The organism is Opitutaceae bacterium (assembly GCA_015075305.1).
Taxonomy (GTDB): domain Bacteria; phylum Verrucomicrobiota; class Verrucomicrobiia; order Opitutales; family Opitutaceae; genus UBA6669.
In genome coordinates this window covers 405,097-423,697 of record JABTUS010000003.1, presented here as the reverse complement: position 1 = coordinate 423,697, position 18,601 = coordinate 405,097, and the positions used below count along the sequence as shown (strand labels likewise).

At 62.6% G+C, this 18,601-nt stretch carries 15 protein-coding genes; 6 read left to right on the top strand and 9 right to left on the bottom strand.

All coding sequences use genetic code 11. The annotated features are described in order from the left end of the window. Positions 1-308 precede the first annotated feature (308 nt). Positions 309-1,169 carry a hypothetical protein gene (locus tag HS122_08640; GenBank protein ID MBE7538465.1) on the top strand — a complete coding sequence of 287 codons (861 nt, stop codon included), beginning with the start codon at positions 309-311 and terminating at the stop codon, positions 1,167-1,169. A gap of 80 nt (positions 1,170-1,249) precedes the next feature. Here the strand turns inward: HS122_08640 and HS122_08635 are convergent, their stop codons facing one another. The 3 genes from HS122_08635 to HS122_08625 are packed head-to-tail and all read right to left on the bottom strand — an operon-like array spanning position 1,250 to position 5,468. Continuing rightward, positions 1,250-3,373, bottom strand: coding sequence for a DEAD/DEAH box helicase (locus HS122_08635; protein ID MBE7538464.1), 2,124 nt, complete (start codon positions 3,371-3,373; stop codon positions 1,250-1,252). Between the two features lie 56 nt (positions 3,374-3,429). Next, positions 3,430-4,797, bottom strand: coding sequence for a HAMP domain-containing protein (locus tag HS122_08630; GenBank protein ID MBE7538463.1), 1,368 nt, complete (start codon positions 4,795-4,797; stop codon positions 3,430-3,432). Next, positions 4,794-5,468, bottom strand: coding sequence for a response regulator transcription factor (locus HS122_08625; protein ID MBE7538462.1), 675 nt, complete (start codon positions 5,466-5,468; stop codon positions 4,794-4,796). The genes HS122_08630 and HS122_08625 overlap by 4 nt, the downstream gene beginning before the upstream one ends. Positions 5,469-6,034: 566 nt before the next feature. Here HS122_08625 and HS122_08620 point away from each other — a divergent pair. Then, entirely contained in the window at positions 6,035-7,711 is a 1,677-nt protein-coding gene (locus HS122_08620) for an LTA synthase family protein (protein MBE7538461.1), read from the top strand. Beyond that, a complete protein-coding gene (locus tag HS122_08615; protein ID MBE7538460.1) occupies positions 7,692-8,411 on the top strand; it encodes a phosphatase PAP2 family protein in 720 nt (239 codons plus the stop codon). The genes HS122_08620 and HS122_08615 overlap by 20 nt, the downstream gene beginning before the upstream one ends. A gap of 28 nt (positions 8,412-8,439) precedes the next feature. Here the strand turns inward: HS122_08615 and HS122_08610 are convergent, their stop codons facing one another. The 5 genes from HS122_08610 to HS122_08590 all read right to left on the bottom strand — a co-directional run bounded on the left by HS122_08610 (position 8,440) and on the right by HS122_08590 (position 12,150). Further along, positions 8,440-9,687, bottom strand: coding sequence for an MFS transporter (locus HS122_08610; protein MBE7538459.1), 1,248 nt, complete (start codon positions 9,685-9,687; stop codon positions 8,440-8,442). 91 nt (positions 9,688-9,778) lie between these two features. After that, positions 9,779-9,979 (bottom strand): hypothetical protein, encoded by a 201-nt coding sequence (locus HS122_08605; GenBank protein MBE7538458.1) that lies wholly within the window; start codon positions 9,977-9,979, stop codon positions 9,779-9,781. A gap of 292 nt (positions 9,980-10,271) precedes the next feature. Next, complete coding sequence (locus HS122_08600) at positions 10,272-11,495, bottom strand: GTP-binding protein (GenBank protein ID MBE7538457.1); 1,224 nt, start codon at positions 11,493-11,495, stop codon at positions 10,272-10,274. A gap of 2 nt (positions 11,496-11,497) precedes the next feature. Further along, positions 11,498-11,902: a translation initiation factor gene (locus HS122_08595; GenBank protein MBE7538456.1), complete on the bottom strand. Its 405-nt coding sequence runs from the start codon at positions 11,900-11,902 to the stop codon at positions 11,498-11,500. Next, positions 11,899-12,150 carry a hypothetical protein gene (locus HS122_08590; GenBank protein ID MBE7538455.1) on the bottom strand — a complete coding sequence of 84 codons (252 nt, stop codon included), beginning with the start codon at positions 12,148-12,150 and terminating at the stop codon, positions 11,899-11,901. The genes HS122_08595 and HS122_08590 overlap by 4 nt, the downstream gene beginning before the upstream one ends. Before the next feature lie 187 nt (positions 12,151-12,337). Here HS122_08590 and HS122_08585 point away from each other — a divergent pair, with 187 nt between their 5' ends. The 3 genes from HS122_08585 to lpdA are packed head-to-tail and all read left to right on the top strand — an operon-like array spanning position 12,338 to position 17,834. Continuing rightward, a complete protein-coding gene (locus HS122_08585; protein MBE7538454.1) occupies positions 12,338-15,109 on the top strand; it encodes a 2-oxoglutarate dehydrogenase E1 component in 2,772 nt (923 codons plus the stop codon). A 39-nt stretch (positions 15,110-15,148) separates the two neighbouring features. Then, the gene (gene odhB / locus HS122_08580; protein MBE7538453.1) at positions 15,149-16,375 is read left to right on the top strand and encodes a 2-oxoglutarate dehydrogenase complex dihydrolipoyllysine-residue succinyltransferase; all 1,227 of its coding nucleotides are present in this window, start codon (positions 15,149-15,151) and stop codon (positions 16,373-16,375) included. Further along, positions 16,296-17,834 carry a dihydrolipoyl dehydrogenase gene (gene lpdA / locus HS122_08575; GenBank protein ID MBE7538452.1) on the top strand — a complete coding sequence of 513 codons (1,539 nt, stop codon included), beginning with the start codon at positions 16,296-16,298 and terminating at the stop codon, positions 17,832-17,834. Before odhB ends, lpdA begins: the two co-directional genes overlap by 80 nt. A 205-nt stretch (positions 17,835-18,039) precedes the next feature. Here the strand turns inward: lpdA and HS122_08570 are convergent, their stop codons facing one another. After that, entirely contained in the window at positions 18,040-18,555 is a 516-nt protein-coding gene (locus HS122_08570; GenBank protein MBE7538451.1) for a MaoC family dehydratase, read from the bottom strand. Between the last annotated feature and the right edge of the window lie 46 nt (positions 18,556-18,601).

Below are 18,601 nucleotides of genomic sequence, written 5' to 3'. Positions count from 1 at the left end.
TTTAGCGCCGAGCCCTCAAGCCCGGTGCTTTCTGCTGCCCGGATGTTTTGGACATGTCCCACCTTAAAATGTGACAAGATCAACGTCAACGTACAGCACGCTGGTTTCCGCAATTTCACTCGATTTCGCCTATTGAACTATTATTGTTATATACTGGTATTAAATAAGATATAAAACAACGATATTTCATTGCGAATTTCTTACGACGCCCCTCGGCCTTTCCACGTCCGCGAGTTCTTCACACGCAATCGAAATTTCCGGCTCACTTTCCTCTCGGCGTCTGTCTTGTTTGAACTGTCAATCAAGGCATGCGCGCCTGTCTGGATGCACCAACCACGCAGACCACCTGCAATCTCAGTGGAGTCCTGCTCGAAGGCTGGGCGGTCGGTCCGGAATCGCCCACCCAGCTCAGTTCAGTCGAGGCATGGATCGATGGACGATGCGCCGCACGAACGCTGCATTGGTTTCCACGGGAGGACGTGACAGCCGCACTTTCACTGCCAGGGACAATCAGACCTGGGTTCGCGCTCGGACTGTTTCCACCGGCAATACCAGCCCGGCCTCAAGTCGCGGTCGAACTCCGTTTCTTCCTCGGCGAAAAGTTGGTCGGCACACTCGACCGCTCAATCGCATTCGCAGCCTCCGCCGAGCCGCCGCACCCGCCGTCGCCCGGACACCAGCGTCACCCCGCCTATCCGGCGCTGGCCCGGCTGATCAAACGCAGCCTGCATTCACCGGCGGATCGCATCGTTGAGCTCAACTGTGGACGCGGTGACGTGGGGCGCAGCCTCTGCCTGTCCGGAATTCACTGGCATGGCATCGAGGGCCGTCCTGAAGCCTGCGAGTTTCTCGCGGCGATGGGCCTGCCCCACGCGCGGCCGCGGAACTTCTCGACACCCTACCGTTCCGGAGGATTCAAGTTCGCGCTCGCACTCGACACCACGCCCGCGGAACTTGAGCCCTGGATGCCGGAGCTCAAGCGCCTCGCCACGGAGGGTCTCATGCTGAGCGGGAAAAATTCCGGAACCTCGGCGCGCATCGAACTCGAACGCCTCCTGTCAGGGCATTTTCCCCGGTTCGAAACGCTGCCATTCCAATCGGCGGAGACCGGCAGTTCAATCGCCGCCGCCCATGACCGGTGGTTTCTCTTCGCGTCCGGCTGGTCCTGAGAAAACCGGCTGATGCACACGCCCCGCTGGCAACCCGGCACGAGCTTCCAGCTTCTTCACGCTGCGATCCGCCGCTCCGCTCAGGCGGAAACCGCAGGCCTTCGCGCCAGGGGATTCATTGTCTGCGCATGCGTTCGCGAGTGGAAGCGATGATTGATCGGACGCCGCTGCTCAGCCAGAAGCGCGGGCAGTTCCGGCAGGCTCCCAGGGCGCAGTTCACTCAGGTGAGCATGCGCGAGTGAGCGAAGGTTGTCCCACCGTTCCATGAGTCGAATCGCAGCCGCTTCTCCACCGGGTTGTCGTGAGCAGGAACCGTGAGAGACCGCCGTTTCGCTGATCGGCGAAGCCGATGCGATCTGTTTCAGCAGCGAGCGCCACTCCGTCATCAATCGATCAATGTCCCCACGACCGGCGGTCTCCTGCGCATCGACAAGCGCGCGAAGGCGCTCGCCTTCAACGCGCGCCTTCACAACGTCCGCGGCACCGAATCCATACTGCGGTGGAATGCCGTTCTCGAGATACCCCTCGATTGTCTGGCGTCGATAGGTCCTCTCACAGACCGCTGAGAGCCGTCCGAGCACGCGCGGGTTGGTTCCGGAAAACCGTTCGCCGGACGTGATGTTCGCGATGTCAAAGACGATCGCATCCAGGGGATAGGCACGATCCTCCAGCGCCGCCGCGATCGCAAGCCCCTCCGGTCCTAGAAAATTGGATACAATCTCCCCGCGCGCCGTGAGCCTGAGCTCCTGGTCCAGCACGCCCACGCGCTGAAGCTGCCAGAGCAGCGTGGGCTGCGGCGAAAGTGCCAGGCACTCCGCGCGATGCGCGCAGGTGCGGCACGCCGGGAAGGGGTTCCTTTCCCGTCGAACGAGTCTCGCGCGTCCCGTGTCCGTGCGCTGGTCGCACGGCAGACCGCCGGATCGCCGCCGACCTGTCTGCTCCGCACCAAGCACCATCGGCTGCTCGGTGAAAAAACGATGCGCGGCGGCGGCCGTCACAGCGCGCACGTTTTCCCCGGCGCGGAGCTGCCGGAGCATGAAGGCCCACGGCAGCGGCCCTGCACGCTTCAAACGCATCTGCGCCGCGCGCCGCAGCCGCGGCGTCGAGCTGCTGACGAGCACGTATCCCATCTCATCGAGGCCCCGGCGTCCCGCGCGTCCCGCCATCTGCAGGAGTTCATGCGGCTCGATCTCGTGCTCGCGCTGGCCGTGGCGATAGCTTCCCGCCGTGATCATGACGGAGCGCAGGGAAAAATTGATGCCCGCGCTCAGACCAAGCGTCGCCACGACGGCGCGCAGCTGCCCGGCCTTCGCAAGCGGTTCGATCACACCCGCGCGCTGCGCATAGGTCAGACCGCTGTGGTGAAACGCCACCCGCGCCTTCAGCAGCTTCGCCAGCCCAGGTCCGCAGACGCTCTCCTGTTCCTGCGACAATGTCAGGGGATCCGGCAGGGGAAGCTCACGCGCAAACTGTCGCGCCAGACGCTCCACCTCGGAGCGGTGCGGAGCAAAGACAAGCACGGGCCCGAGCCCCTCGCGCAGCGCCCCCGCCACGCGCCGCGACCAGAATCCCTCCACCGTTCGCGGGAGACCGCGCACAAGATCATCAGCCTCGACTTCCTCGAGCGGCACGGGACGCCGCCGTGTTTGAACAACGACAACGTCGCGACCGAGCCGCCTCAGCCAGGCTGCGACATCCTCCGGATTCCCGACCGCGCCGGAGAGCAGCAGCAACTGCAGGCCTCGCGCGGCGGAAAGCAGAACTCCCTCGTAATGGGAGCCGCGGTGCTCATCCGCGAGCCACTGGTATTCGTCGACAACGAGCAGCCGGAACTCCGGCGGCGTATCGCCGCCCGACTCGTGTCGCGGAGCCGCAACCCGGTGCTGCACCGCCTCGAGCGTGGCGACAACCAGGGGGGCCTGGGAGTCGATGGTGAGATCGCCGGTCGTGATGCCGACCCGCCAGCCGCGCTCGCGCCACTCGGCGTACTTGTCGTTGGCGAGCGCGCGCGTCGGCACGGTGAAAAGCGCGCGCCTAGAAAAATTGGTCTGCTCCGCCCACCGCTCGAAAACATAGGTTTTCCCCGCCCCCGTCGGTGCGTCGACGATCACATCCTTTCCCGCCCGCAGCGCCTGAATGGCCTCCGCCTGCCACCGGTCCGGCAGCACCAACTGCTGCAAGCTGGAAAGTTCATCAAGACGCACCCGCCCAAGCTAGGTTGTCCCGTGGTTGCGTCAATGGCTCGCGCTCGATCCGGCATTCACGATCGCATGGATCCCGGGATTCCAAACGCCGGGGGCATCGTGAACTCGAACTCCGTCCAATCGGCCGTCGTGGAGTCCGACAACCGCAGGTCGCCACCGTGCGCCCGCGCGATTTCGCGGCTGAGGCTCAGGCCGAGACCATGCCCCCGATCAGTGTCACCCCGGCTTAGATCCGCGCGAAAAAAACGCTGAAAGAGCCGGGGCCTCATCTCGGACGGGATGCCTGGCCCGGAGTTTCCGACTCGAAGCACGGCTCCCGTGCGCTCGGCGGCAAGCGAGCAGCGTACGACCCCGCCGGGCACGTTGAACTTGATCGCATTGTCGAGCAGATTGAGCACCACGCGGCGGATGTGAGATTTGTCTCCGGCGACCCTCTGCGGCCCGTTCAAATCTCGCTCGATCCGGACATGCCGGCTCTCCCCGAGAAGCTCAGCATCGTCACAGGCCTCCGCAACGAGCGCGGATAGATCCAATTCCTGCATGGGAATCTGCACTGATCCCGTGTCGAACCGGGCCAGCGACAGCAGATTGTCCGTGATATGGTGCAGGCGCGCAATCTCCTCCTGGACGCTCACCAGCCTTTTCTGGTGCTCCGGGGTAATGTCCTGCGCGCGCATCAAGCCGTCCACCTCACCCCGCATGATCGTGAGCGGTGTCCGCAGCTCGTGGGATGCGTCGGCGGCAAATCGCTGCGCCTGTTCGAAGCTCTCCTGCAGCCGCGCAAGCATCGCATTGAAAACGATGGTGAGGCGCTGAAGTTCGTCCCGCGCAGCCGGAACAGACATGCGTTCGCCAAGTTTCTCCGTTTCGACCCGCTCCACCGCCGCAGTGAGTTCCCCAAGCGGCCGAAGCAGTCGTCCGGAAATCCACCAGCCGCATGCGGCCGTGATGCCCACCACGATTGCCAGCGAAAACGCATACGCCATCACGAGGTCCTCCAGGGTGCTCCAAACCTCGTCCAGGTTGTAGGCAATGAGAACCGACATCCCCGAACGGGAAAACACCGCGATCCTCCAGCTGTCCCCGCCTTCCTGAAACGTTCGCGGCACGCCCGTCTCGTGCGCGGCCCGCACCAGCCTGTCCGTCAGCCGGGCGCTGCGGAAGTTCACCGATCCAATGTCATCGAGCACCGCATGCCCGAGCCAGGGGGCATACAATTCAACCTCCCTCGCCTCCTCTTCCATTTCGGCGAGGTCCTTCATGCCAAGCAGGCGGTTTCCCTCCGCCGCTATCTCCAGATCGACCGCCTCGATCTGCTCCTGAAAGAAGTTGAGCAGCGTGAATCCGGAATAGATGAGCAGAATGAAGGTCGTCATGCCCGACGTCCAGACGGCAAACCTCCAGCGGATGGGGAGCGGCTTCATGACTCAGAGCGAATCGCGTAGCCCACTCCCCGATGGGTCTGGAGAAGCTTCTCCGGAAATGGATCGTCCACCTTCCGGCGCAGGCGCTGCATCGCCACATCGACGAAATTGGTGCCCGGATCAAACTGGTGTCCCCAGACGTTCTGGCTCAGCTCGACGCGGCTGACAACCTTGCCCGGCGTGCGAAGGAGGCATTCGAGAAGCGCGAACTCCCTCATCGTGAGCTCGATCTCCTGGTCGCCGCGCCGCACCTCGCGCGTCGCCAGGTTCAGCGTCAGATTCGCATAGCGGTGAATGTTGAGCCCGACGCCCGTGCGCCTCCTCAGCACCGCATTCAGTCGCGCGAAGAGCTCGGTCATCGAGAACGGCTTCGACAGATAGTCATCGGCCCCGAGATCAAGGCCCTCAATGCGCTCGTTGAGCTCCCCTCTCGCGGTGAGAAGCACGATCGAGACCACGCAGCCGTCATCCCGCAGTTTCCGCAGGACACTGAGGCCGTCCCGGCCGGGAATCATGACGTCGAGTATCATGGCATCGAAGTTTTCGCCGAGGACCCGCGCCATCGCCGATTCGCCATCATGACACACTTCCGCAGCGTATCCGCGCTCCTCCAGACCGGCCTTGATCATGGCCGCCACCTTCCTTTCGTCCTCAACCACCAGGATGCGCATGGGTACGGGTCGCGACAATGACGCTTGCGCGACGCCACGGTCGATAGAAAGGAAGCTCCGCCAGCTGGCAATCCCGATGCAGAGCGACATGAAAGCGGGGGCCTCTCCCATGCCGCATGCTCATTGCATTCAACGCCGCTCCGACGATCTCTGGGAGAGGATTACGGGAGCATGTCGAAAACATTACGATCGCGTAATCTTTCTAACATTTGCCGCGAACGCCGCTCCTACAAGGCGTGCAAGCACACACGACTCGAACAAACATCGTGAGCGTCGCCAAGGCGGGCCTGAAGCAGCGCTGCGGTCTGGCGTTCTTGGTCGCCCTTCTCGCGCTCACCGTCAGTCTGGCGGTGCGCATCGCCCTTCTCGTCAAGTCCGCTGGAGAGGTGTCCTGGAACGGCAGCCTGCTGGGCGCCTTTGCCCTGGGCGAATTTTTCGACCTCGGCAGCGCGGCATGGTATTGCATCCCGCTCATGCTCATCCTCGCCGCCCTCCCGCGCCGCTTTTTCTCCTCCGCCTGGGCGCGCCTTGGAGTCCACCTGTTCGTGTTTGTCATCTCCTATGCGCTGCTCTTTGGCGCCGTTGCCGAATGGGTGTTCTGGGACGAATTCGGCGTTCGCTTCAACTTCATAGCCGTCGACTATCTTGTCTATACAACCGAGGTCATTGGAAACATCCGGGAATCCTATCCGATGCCGCTGATACTTTCCGGAATCGCGGTGGGCGCGGCGGCGATGTATCTGGCTGTCCGAAATCTCGGATGGCTGTCGCTCTGGCTGGACAATGCCGATGAACCCGCGGGCCGCCGCTGGAGAACCGCAGCGCTCGCATGCCTGTTCTGCCTCACCCTTGGTTTGGCGCTCAGCGAGGGGGCGATTCCCAATTTCTCGAACAACTACAACCGCGAACTGGCCAGGAACGGATTGTGGTCCCTGTTTGCCGCATTTCGCGCCAACGAGATCGACTACGATCGCTTCTATCCGACACTGCCGACGGAGGCCGCATTTCATCGGGTGCGCGGCATCACCGCGGGCGATCATTCCAGCTTCCTTGGCGGCGCCGAGGACAACCTGCTGCGCCTGGTCTCAAATCACGGGCCGGAGAAACACCTCAATGTCATCCAGATCACGGTTGAAAGCCTGAGCGCCAGCTTCATGGCACGCTACGGCAGCCGGGACAACGTGACCCCCAACCTGGACGCACTGGTGCCTCACGCCCTGGTGTTCGATGCGTTCTATGCGACCGGAAACCGGACCGACCGCGGCATGGAGGCGCTGACGCTCTCCGTCCCGCCCACCCCTGGCCGCTCATTGATCAAGAGGCCCGGAAACGAAAATCTGTTCACCCTCGGGTCGGTTTTTCGAAGTCGCGGCTACAGCACGCAGTTCATCTACGGGGGATTCGGCTACTTCGACAACATGAACCACTTTTTCGGCGGCAACGGCTACGAGATCATCGACCGAAACGCCGTGCCCGGGAGCGAAGTCACCTTCGCGAACGTCTGGGGCGCGTGCGACGAGGACTTGTTCCGCTGGGCGATAGCAAGCGCCGATCGCAGCGATCAGGAGCACAAGCCGTTCTTTCAATTCGTCATGACCACGTCCAATCACCGCCCCTACACGTATCCGGCCGGGCGCATCGACCTGCCTTCCAAGATTTCCGGAAGGCTGGGAGCGGTGAAATACACGGACTACGCGATTGCGAAGCTCCTTCACGACTGCGAGTCAAAGCCCTGGTACAAGAACACCGTGTTCATCATCGTCGCCGATCATTGCGCCTCAAGCGCGGGCAAATCCGAGCTGCCACTGCAGAACTATCACATCCCGCTGCTGATTTATGCGCCCGGCGGACAGATCAAGCCGGGTGTCGTGAAGACCATCACGAGTCAGATCGACGTCGCTCCCACGCTTCTGGCTCTGCTCGGGTGGACATACCCGAGCCGGTTCTACGGATGGAATGTGATCGACCAGCCCGACGGATTTTCCGGGCGGGCCCTGCTGGGAAACTACCAGAAGCTTGGATACTTCAAGGACGGCACGCTGACCGTGCTCAAACCTGTCCGGCAGTCACTCGCGTTCAAGTACGACGAGATGCGGCAGTCAGGCACGCCCCAGCCGACGGACCCCTCGCTGGTCGACGATGCCATCGCGTACTATCAATCGGCGAGCTGGCTGTTCGCGCACGGCGGCCAGGGCGCAATCCAGAGTTCGGAGAGCATGCAGCATGTCGCGAACAGGAATTGACCGGACACTGTGGCCAGCCGTCGGCACACTGGCGCTGACATTCCTGCTGTTCGAGGTCACGCCTCTCGATCTGCTCGTCCAGAATCATCTGTATGACTTCGCGGCAAGGCGCTGGCTGATCGATGCCCATGCCGCAGTGCCGCGGGCATTGTTCTACACCGGTCCCAAGCTGGTGCTCATCACGATGGGGGTCGCGCTCATCGCGCTCGTTGTCGGACCGCAATCCTGGCGGAACCGTCTTCACGTTCCGGAGCCGGTCCGAAGAAATCTGCTCGTCGCCTTCCTAACCCTCGGAACGGTTCCCGCCTTCATCGGGGAATTGAAGTCGGTCACGAATGTTTTCTGCCCGTCTGAAATACGCGCCTATGGAGGGGACCAACCCTACGTCCGGGTTCTCGAGCGCCATTCCGATTCAGACAGGCCCACCCGGTGCGGACACTGCTTTCCGGCGGGTCACGCCAGCGGCGGTTTCGCGCTGCTGGGCCTCGTGGGTCTCGCCAGCTCCCGGCGTGCACGCGTCCTGACGATCGTCCCGGGACTCGCCGCAGGCTGCATCATGGGGTTTTATCAAATGGCGAAAGGTGCGCATTTTCTCAGCCACACGGTGGTGACGGCTCTCATTGCCTGGATCCTGTTCCTGGTGTGGAGGCGGATCCTTCGCGTCACCACACCCGCAGCGATCGGTCAGACGCGTCCGTGAGGCTGCTCTCCCAAACGCCCGCGCGGCGCTACCGCCTCGATGGCCTCGCCAGCGAGAGCGGAAGGACGATCATCAAACCCAAAAGGAAGAAAATCCCGTTGAGAAGCACCGCCGTGCGGTAGCCAAGCAGGGTGGCCAGTTCGCCCATCGCCAGGGGGCCGATCACCGCGCCGAGCTTGCCGAAAAGTCCCCAGAATCCGAAAAACTCCCCGCTTCTTCCGGGCGGTGTCAGCGACGCCACCACCGCGCGGCTCGTCGCCTGCAGCGAACCCATCGCAAAGCCCGCGATGCCGCCGATCAGAAAGAACTCCATCTTGGTCCGGCAATACGCCGCCCAGACCGAAACGATCAGCCACATCAGGAGCGACATGACGAGGGACGGCTTGGCCCCCACACGATCCTGGAGGAGGCCGAAGCCAAGCGCGCCCAGCGTGCTCGTGATCTGCAGCGCGGCGAAAAGCATGATGTTCTCCGACTGCGTCAGATGAAGGACATTCTGGCCGAAAAGTGACGCGAAGACAATGACCGCCATCAGCCCCGACATGAACGCCGTGAAGGAAAGAAAGAATATCGCCAGCGTGCGATGCGCCGGAAGCTCGCGCAGGGTCCTCGCAATCGCACCCCACCCCACGGAGAAATGACTCGCGCCCGCAGGCAGCGGCTTCGGCACCGCGCGCTCGCGAAGCAGGATCTGCGTGGGCAGGCTCGCAAGCAGGAAGAACAGGCCCGTCATCAGGAACGTCCATCTCGCCGAGGCCTTCAGTCCCTCGATGATGACAAGCGCCAGCCCCAGGCTCAGCAGTCCGCCGACATATCCGAAACCCCAGCCGAACCCCGAGATGCGACCGACGTTCTCCGGTGTGCTGATCTCCGGGAGAAAACTCGCGCACAGGTTGTCGCCCACGGAAAACGCAATGTTGGCCACCACGACGATCGAGAGCGCGAGCAGCACGTCGTTCGACCCGGTGAAATAGAGGCATGCCGTCGCGATCGAACACACACCCGCCGACCACATGAGAAACCGCTTCTTCCTGGCCGTAAAATCCGCCACTGCGCCTATCCACGGAGAGAAGAGAATCACGATGACCTGCGACAACGACAGCGCCCTTCCCCACCAGCTCGAGGCAGCCGGATCGCCGAGCGCCACGGCCTTGCTGAAGTACGTCGCGTAGACGACCGTGATGATGATCGTCGTGAACGACGAATTCGCGAAATCGAAGCAGCACCACCCGAAAATCTCCCGACGTCTCACCGGAAGCCGCGAAGGGGTATCCATGCTTCACGGTCGCGACGAGGTCGCGGCAATGCAAGTGCGCGTTGTGGCTGCGTCACCCGCTGGCGTTCACAACCGCGCTGGTGCGACCGCGCTATTCCCGCGACTTCCGCTTGCGCAGATTGTATACGGCAAGCGCCACCAGCCCGAGTCCGAGAAAAAACAGCGTGTAGCCACCTTCACTCACCTGCGCCGTGGGCACCGTCTGCGCGCCAAGGCGCATGGGCACCACCAACAACAACGCACTGCCTGAAACAGCGGACAACTGATGGACTCGATTTGGTGAGAACAACATGGGAACGGCGCATCCTTAGCACGTCGCATTCCAATCTACGTGTTTCTACCAGCTGCAAATCTACGTAGATATATGTGGCTATATCTGAATTGGTTACTCTCAGAACCCCTCAAGTTTTTTCCAAAACGTCTCGTGTTTGCGCTTTCGTGCGAGTGTAAGCCAATTCGACGCGGTTGAGCCCACACCCCGCTTGTCCGAACGCCACTTTCCTAATCACAAACAACTTATCCCTCCCTTCCCGGAAATCGATGCGTTGTCAGGAGTCCGACGAGACTGCAGCCCTCACGGTCATTCAAGAGCCGTCCACCAGACATTGATCCAGCGCCGAACGAATCGCCGCTTCATCCATGGACTGCCCGATAAACACGAGTTCCTGCCGGCGGTCTCCATGGGGCTCGACCCAGAGCGCCCGAATCATCTCAGGCCTGTCCCCGGGAGATGCGCGCCCATGCTCAATCAGCGACGCCCACCAGAAATTCAGCGTATCCAGTTTTGCACGACTCCCCGCGACGGACAGGAATCCCATCTCGTCAGGCGACTCCGCCCACCAGCAGAATCCCTTCGCCCGCACCAATCCGGGAAAGCCCCCGAGAATCCGCGCCTCAAAGCGCGCCCGCGAAAACGGACGGCGCGCCTGGTAGACAAAACTGGAGAGGCCGTATTTCAACGCGTAGGAAGGCGCCGCTGCGCGCGGCTTGACAACCGATGCGCCCGCAGCTCCGCGGAGTTGCGGCGCAACGGCGTTGAGACTCTGAAGCCAGCGCGCGCCGGACAGTGTCGTGCGGGGCTCAAATCGCTGGTGGTCCAGCAGAACATCGCGCGAGACCCGCCCGTGCTCCACGAATTGCAGCTCCGCCCTCGGATTCACGCCCTCAATGGCGGCGCTCAGCATCATGCGCTGATCCTCCGACACCAGATCGCACTTGTTCACGACGATCAGATCCGCCGTCTCCACCTGGTCGAGCATCAGATCGAAGAGGTCCCTGGCGGTTTCCCCGGCGCCGGCGATTTCTCCCCGCGGGCGGGTTGTCACACGGGCATTCCAAAGCCCGAGAAAATGGGACGCATCAACCACGGTGACGAGCGAGCGCAGAGCGGCGAGGTCGGCGAGCGATCGGCCGAAGGGATTCCGTTGAATGAACAACTGCGCCACGCCCCTCGGTTCAGCCACGCCCGTCGCCTCAACGATGATGTGATCATAGGGATCGCCCGGGGGTCCGCCCGGGCGGCCCGTCATGGCCAGTTCCGCGAGCGACTCCGCAAGTTCGTCCTTGATCGAACAGCAGACACACCCGTTGCCGAGTTCGATCACAGGCTGCCCTCGACCCGCACCTCCGGAAAGTTCAACCGTCCGCTGCGCAATGAGGCGGGCGTCGATATTGATCGATCCGACATCATTGACCACGAGCGCCCAGCGCCGGCCCTCACTCTGTGGGAGAAGATGATTCAGCACCGTCGTCTTCCCTGCTCCGAGAAACCCGCAGAGCACGGTGACCGGCGGAACATTCGCGCTCACGCTCATCCTCCCGCGAACACCGGGCGAAACCCAGCGGCCTCGAGCACCTGTGCAACCGCTTCCCGCTTGTCCCCTTGGATTTCGATCCGGCCATCCTTCACGGTGCCGCCGCAGCCGCAGCGTTTCTGCATTGTCTTGGCCAGACTTTCCTTCTCCGCGACGCCAATTCCGACAAAGCCATCGATCACCGTCACGGTCTTGCCTCCGCGTCCCGCCGTTGTCCGGCGAATATCCACACGACCGCGGTTCTTTCGTGCTCCACCGCCTTCATCGCCATTCCCCCGACTTGAATCCGGGCTTGAAGCCCGGGCAGGCGGAAGGTCGCTTCGAACCGTATCCAGCGCCGCAAACGGATTCTGCCCCAAGGCGTCGCCGCCGGAAGTTGAAACTTTCCTTGGCGCACTCATGATGACCGCGGGTTTCTTCCGGGTCCCCTGCAGATTCCCGCCGGGATCCCACCTTCGCCGCCAAGGAAAGCCATCGCCTTCGCATAGCTGCGTCCTTCGAGGTAGTGAATGAGTTGCGGATGAAGTTCATCCCGGGAGGCCTCCATCAGTTCATCCAAACGCTTCAATCCCAAAGCAATCCGTTCGGCATCAGATTGCTTGATGCCCTCCATCAACTCCATTAGTGAATCTTTGATCGCTTGTTCCATGGTCGAGAAACCCGTTTCTAATGTTCATGCTAAGTTCGTTAAGCGAGTTTTCAATCAGGCTCCCCGGCCTTCACCCGCTTGCCTCTCGAACCGTCAGAAGCTTGAATGAGAGCCTCCATTGTGTTTCCGCAACCTGCATTTTCCGATCCACCCTCACCTCCCTCCACCCTGATTCTCATCACTTTCCATGAGACCACTTCCGTTGCCGACGCGTGCAAACGCCGACATCCTCGATGCCGCCTACAGCGCCTGGCTCGAGAATCCTGACTCCGTTGATCCGACCTGGCAGGCCTTCTTCCAGGGCTTTTCCCTTGGAAATCAAGCCACGTCCAGAAACGGCGCCGCCATGCGGGTTGCAGCGGAGCCCGCCCAACTGGCCGAAAGCCTGAAACAGTCCCAGGTCCACAGCCTGATCTATCACTATCGCTCGATCGGGCACGTTCAGGCCCATCTCGATCCACTCAGCGATCCCCCGCCGCCGTCTCCACGGCTGGCGCTGGGTGAATTCGGCCTCGACGAAGCTGATCTCAACCGATCCTTCGACGTGGGCCACTACCTGGATCAAGGCCAGATGACGCTTCAAAGCCTGATCGACTCCCTGCAGCAAACCTACTGCGGCCGCATCGGGGTGGAGTATCTCCACATTCAGGACACCGAAGTCCGCAACTGGCTGCAAACCCGCATGGAGACGTCGCGCAACCAGCCTCAGTTCTCCAAGGCTCAAAAGACCAGGATCCTGCGACGCCTGCACAAGGCCGAGTTGTTCGAGCGTTTCCTTCACACGAAATACGTCGGACAAAAACGCTTCTCGCTCGAAGGCGGCGAAACCTTCATCGCTGCGCTCGATGCAATCGTCGAGCATTCGCCCGCCCAGGGCGTCGCCGAGATCGTCATGGGCATGGCCCATCGCGGACGCCTGAACGTCCTGACCTCAATCCTGCGCAAGCCCTTCGAGCTGCTGTTCGAGCAGTTCTCGGAAAACTACATCCCCGAGACGGTCGCCGGCGACGGCGACGTGAAGTACCATCTGGGATACGAGTCCATACTCGACACCACCACCGGCGGAAAGGTGGAGATCAGGCTGGCGGCCAATCCGTCCCACCTCGAAATCGTCAACCCGGTGGTCGAGGGCAAGGCGCGTGCGCGCCAGCGCATCCGCGGCGATGTCGAGCGCCGCAAGGTCCTGCCGCTCCTGGTGCACGGCGACGCCGCGTTCGCGGGCCAGGGCGTGGTCGCTGAAACCCTGAACTTCTCGCAGCTGCCCGGCTACCGCACCGGCGGCACGCTTCATTTCGTCATCAACAACCAGATCGGCTTCACGACGCTGCCCAGCGAGGCGCGATCCACACGCTACTGCACCGACGTCGCCAAGATGATCGAGGCGCCGATCTTCCACGTCAACGGCGACGACCCCGAGGCCGTCTGCATGGTCGCCCAGCTCGCCCTCGAGTTCCGCGTGAAGTTCCAGCGGGATGTCGTCATCGACATGTACTGCTACCGCCGCCACGGACACAACGAGTCCGACGAGCCCGCCTTCACGCAGCCCGAAATGTACCGGAAGATCGCGACGCATCCGCTGGTCTCGACGCTCTACACGGAGAAACTCACGACGGAGGGCAGCCTCACCCCGGCCGAGTGCGAGGCCATCAAGGCCGAGTACCTCGCCGCCCTGGAGTCGAACCTCGAGAAGGCGAAGGCCCGCGAGGCGGAAAAAACCGCGAGGCGCAAGGCGAAGGCGGCGGATCCCCAGGCGAAGTTCGCCGGATCCACCGCCGTTTTTCAGCCCGATTTCAGCCACGCTCCCGTTCCCACGGGAGTGCCCCACGCCGAGATCGAAAAAGTCGTCCGCGGCCTCACCACGCTCCCCGCCGGCTTCAATGTGAACCCCAAGATCAGGCGGCTCCTCGACGCGCGCCTGCACGCCCTGAAGGAAGGCGGTCCGGTCGACTGGGCCCTGGGCGAGGCGCTCGCCTTCGGCACCCTCCTGCTCGACGGCACGCCCGTGCGCCTGAGCGGACAGGACTGCGAACGCGGCACCTTCAGCCACCGCCACGCCGTCCTTCACGATCACGAGACCCGCGAGAGCTACACGCCGCTCAAGCACCTCGACGACGGCAGACCCACCAAGTTCTGCGTGTACAACTCCCTCCTCTCCGAGGCCGCCGTCCTCGGATTCGACTACGGCTACTCGCTCGATTATCCCCAGATGCTCTGCATCTGGGAGGCGCAGTTCGGCGACTTCGCCAACGGGGCGCAGGTCGTCATCGACCAGTTCATCGCGAGCTCCGAGTCGAAATGGCAGCGCACGAGCGGCATCGTGCTGCTGCTGCCCCATGGCTACGAGGGCCAGGGCCCCGAGCATTCCTCCGCCCGCCTGGAGCGCTTTCTTCAGCTTGCGGCCGAAAACAACATCCAGGTCGTGAACATCACGACACCGGCCAATTTCTTTCACGTGCTCCGGCGCCAGATGAAGCGCGATTTCCTCAAGCCGCTGGTGGTGATGTCACCCAAGTCCCTGCTGCGCCATCCCGCGGTCGTCTCGCGTATCGACGAATTCACTACAGGCTCGTTTCAGGAGATCATCGACGATCCGGCCGGGCCGGCGAAGGCGGCCCGCCTCATTCTCTGCGCGGGCAAGGTCTACTACGATCTCGCCGACTACCGGGAGAAGAACAGGATCACCGACACCGCGATCGTTCGCGTGGAGCAGATCTACCCGCTGCACCGGGACCGGCTTTCCGAACTTGCCAGCCAGCATGCGGGCGCCCGTCTCGTCTGGGCGCAGGAGGAGCCCCACAACATGGGCGCGTGGAGCCACATCGCTCCATCGCTTGAGGAAATCTTCAAACAAAAGGCCGCCTACGCGGGGCGCGAACCCGCCGCATCGCCCGCCGTGGGAGCCCTGGCCTTGCATCGCAGGGAACTCGCTGATTTTCTCAAGACCGCCTTCTCGATCTGACGGCCCTCTCCGCCGCGCGCACTCTCAACCGAACTCCTCATGCCTCTTCTCGAAGTCAAGATCCCCCCCCTCGGCGAATCCATAAATTCCGGCGTGCTCGCAAAGTGGCATGTCGCCGACGGCGCCACCGTCAAGAGGGATCAGCCTCTCTTCGAACTCGAAACCGACAAGATAACGTCCGAAGGGACCGCGGAGGCCGCCGGCCGGATTGCGCTCAAGGTCGCGGTTGGAACGGAGGTCAAGATCGGCGAGGTCGTAGCCACAATCGACACCGATGCCGCCGCCCCCGCGGCGCCTGCCGCACAGGCCGGCGAAAGCAAGACCGCACCCGTGCCCTCCGCGGCGAAGGGCGCATCCCTCCCGCTGTCGCCAGCCGTGCGGCGCGTGGCGGAGGAGACCGGCATCGATCCGTCCGGCCTTGCCGGATCGGGGAAGGGCGGACGCGTCACAAAGGGTGACGTCCTCGCCGCCGCCGAATCCGCGCCGCGCGAAATGTCCGCCCCAGCCAGAAGCTCCGCCGAGGTGGTTCCCGTAGCGCCTGCCGCGGTTGCCATCGCATCACCGGCGGCCAGGCAGTCCCGCAGAAAGCTTTCCCCGCTCCGGAAACGCATCGCCGAACGATTGGTGCAGGCGCAACACGAGGCCGCCATGCTCACAACGTTCAACGAGGTCGACATGTCCGCCGTCATGGCCCTGCGCGCAAAATACCAGGACGACTTCGTGAAGAAGAACGGCATCAAGCTCGGCTTCATGTCCTTCTTCACAAAGGCGGTCGTTCACGCGCTGAAGGAGGTGCCCGCCATCAACGCCCAGTTCGCGGACGACGAGATCATCCAGAATCATTACTTCGACATCGGAGTCGCCGTCTCGACCGAAAAGGGCCTGATGGTGCCGGTCATCCGCGATGCCGACAGGCTGGGCATGGCGGATATCGAGAAGGCGATTGGTGAGGCGGCGAAAAAGGCCCGCGACAACAAGATCACGCTCGCCGACCTCGAAGGCGGCGTGTTCACCATCACCAATGGCGGCATTTTCGGCTCGATGCTTTCGACGCCGATACTCAACGCCCCACAGAGCGGCATCCTCGGCCTGCATGCCATCAACGAACGCCCCGTCGCCATCAACGGCCAGGTCGTCATTCGCCCGATGATGTATCTTGCGCTGAGCTACGACCACAGGCTCGTCGATGGCAGGGAAGCCGTCACTTTCCTCGTCAAGGTCAAGCAGGCGATCGAGGATCCCACCCGCCTGCTGCTGTCCATCTAGGCGCGCATCCACCCTTGTCCGGACCCCGCGACGGCCGCTGTCGTCGCGCCTGTCCACCAGTCTTTCTGCCATGGAATCCTTCGATCTCATCGTCATCGGCGCCGGACCCGGCGGCTACGTCTGCGCGTTTCGCGCGTCTCAACTCGGCCTCAAGGTGGCGTTGATCGAAAAGCGGGCGACGCTCGGGGGAACCTGCCTCAACGTGGGCTGCATTCCGAGCAAGGCCCTGCTGCATTCGAGCGAGCACCTTGTCTTCGCCCGCCAGCACGCCGCCGAGCACGGCATCAAGCTGGGAGCGGTCGACTTTGATCTCGCGGCCATGATGAAACGCAAGGACGCCGTCGTGGGCAAACTTGTCGGCGGCGTCTCCCAGTTGGCAAAGGGCAGGAAGGTCTCGGTCTTCACCGGCGCAGCAGCCTTTGCTTCCGCATCCACAGTGAACATAACCGCCCCAGGCGGCGCGGTCACCGAAATTTCCGGCAAAAACATTGTGATCGCCACAGGCTCCGTGCCGGTGGAGCTTCCCTTCCTCAGGTTCGATGGGAAAACCGTGGTTTCCAGCGACGACGCCATCGCCTTCAAGGAGGTTCCAAAGAAGCTCGTTGTCGTTGGTGGAGGCGTCATCGGACTCGAACTGGGCTCGGTCTGGTCGCGCCTGGGCAGCGAGGTGACGGTGGTCGAGTTTCTTCCAAAGATCATCGCGACCTTTGACGACGATGTCATCCGCAGCTTCACACGCATCCTGCAGAAGCAGGGCCTGAAGATCGAGGTTGGAGCAAAGGTCACCGGATATTCCAAGGGCGTCCTCACCGCCGAACGCGATGGCAAGCCGCTCGAGTTTCCCGCCGACAAGGTGCTCGTGGCCGTGGGCCGGCGACCCTTTGCCGATGAACTCGGCCTTGAAAAGGCCGGAGTCATTCTTGACGAGAAAAAGCGCATCAAGGTCGACGCCCGCCTGAAAACCAGCGCGCCCGGCATCTGGGCGATCGGCGACGTCGTCGCCGGCCCCATGCTCGCGCACAAGGCCGAGGAGGACGGTGCCGCCGTCGCCGAATGGATCGCCGGAAAGGCGGGCCACATCAACTGGGACCTTGTGCCGGGCGTCGTCTACACGGCTCCGGAGGTTGCTTCCGTCGGGCTCGGCGAGGATGCGGCCAAGGCACAGGGCCTTTCAGTAACAGTCGGCAAGTTCAACTTCGCGGCCAATGGCCGCGCAATCGCCGCCGGGGCTACCGACGGCTTTGTGAAGATCATCGCGGATTCAAAGACCGACCGGATTCTCGGCGCCCAGATTCTCGGGGCCAATGCCGGCGAGCTGATCTCCGAGATCGTGGCCCACATGGAATACGGTGGAAGCGCCGAAGACCTCGGCCGCACGATCCACGCCCATCCCACGATGAGCGAGGCATTGAAGGAAGCAGGCCTCGCCGTCTCAAAGAGCGCCATTCACGCACTGTAGCGCAGGCGGCAGCGCCATGCCTTGCGGCGGGTCAGGAAAAGCCCCGCCTTCGCGCCTGGAAAAGCCAGAAAGCGCCGCACCCCGACCGATGGGCCGGCATGCATGCCCAGGGATCGCGCGTCGCGCCACAACGCCGGTGCATATTCCCTTCCACGCATTTCACTCCCGTGTCGCCAGGTCTCATTCTCGCAATGTCCCACCCGCATCACTCCTTCGTCCCAGCGCAGCCCGGCGCATTGCGATACTTCACCGTCTGCAAATGCTCGCAGTAGAGGACGAGCTCCCCGTCATTCTTGAAGATCTCATAGGCCGCGCGGCAGAGGCCCATCTCCGGATACTTGGGCGTCTTCTCCAGATCCGTCTTGATGGCGTAGATCGTGTCGCCGATGAAGACCGGCTTGATGAAGCGGAGCTTGTCGTAGCCGTAACTGAAGGCGTTGACGCAATTCGTCGCGACAAGCCCCAGGCCGGCGGAAAACACAAAGGCGCCGGCTACAAGACGCCGGCCAAACAGGCCCTCCTTGCTCGCAAACAGCTCATCCGCCACATAGGGATGCATGTCGAGGACAAGCGCATTGAACTGCATGCTCTCTCCTTCGCTGATCGTGCGCCGGATCGAACGGATCTTCCTGCCAATGACGATGTCCTCGTAAAACCAGTTCTCGGCATTCCAAACTGGAATCTCAGCATGCTTCGTCGGATCGGGATTCGGATTTTTCATGGTTCTTGAGAATCGTTGCGCGAACCGCGCGAGCCATTGCGGACGC

Bases quoted from the DNA above. Each gene is read 5' to 3' on its own strand.
- HS122_08640 (MBE7538465.1), top strand. From the start codon at position 309: ATGCGCGCCTGTCTGGATGCACCAACCACGCAGACCACCTGCAATCTC.
- HS122_08630 (MBE7538463.1), bottom strand. From the start codon at position 4,797: ATGAAGCCGCTCCCCATCCGCTGGAGGTTTGCCGTCTGGACGTCGGGC.
- HS122_08625 (MBE7538462.1), bottom strand. From the start codon at position 5,468: ATGCGCATCCTGGTGGTTGAGGACGAAAGGAAGGTGGCGGCCATGATC.
- HS122_08615 (MBE7538460.1), top strand. From the start codon at position 7,692: ATGTCGCGAACAGGAATTGACCGGACACTGTGGCCAGCCGTCGGCACA.
- HS122_08610 (MBE7538459.1), bottom strand. From the start codon at position 9,687: ATGGATACCCCTTCGCGGCTTCCGGTGAGACGTCGGGAGATTTTCGGG.
- HS122_08605 (MBE7538458.1), bottom strand. From the start codon at position 9,979: ATGTTGTTCTCACCAAATCGAGTCCATCAGTTGTCCGCTGTTTCAGGC.
- HS122_08595 (MBE7538456.1), bottom strand. From the start codon at position 11,902: ATGAGTGCGCCAAGGAAAGTTTCAACTTCCGGCGGCGACGCCTTGGGG.
- HS122_08590 (MBE7538455.1), bottom strand. From the start codon at position 12,150: ATGGAACAAGCGATCAAAGATTCACTAATGGAGTTGATGGAGGGCATC.
- HS122_08585 (MBE7538454.1), top strand. From the start codon at position 12,338: ATGAGACCACTTCCGTTGCCGACGCGTGCAAACGCCGACATCCTCGAT.
- odhB (MBE7538453.1), top strand. From the start codon at position 15,149: ATGCCTCTTCTCGAAGTCAAGATCCCCCCCCTCGGCGAATCCATAAAT.
- lpdA (MBE7538452.1), top strand. From the start codon at position 16,296: ATGGCAGGGAAGCCGTCACTTTCCTCGTCAAGGTCAAGCAGGCGATCG.
- HS122_08570 (MBE7538451.1), bottom strand. From the start codon at position 18,555: ATGAAAAATCCGAATCCCGATCCGACGAAGCATGCTGAGATTCCAGTT.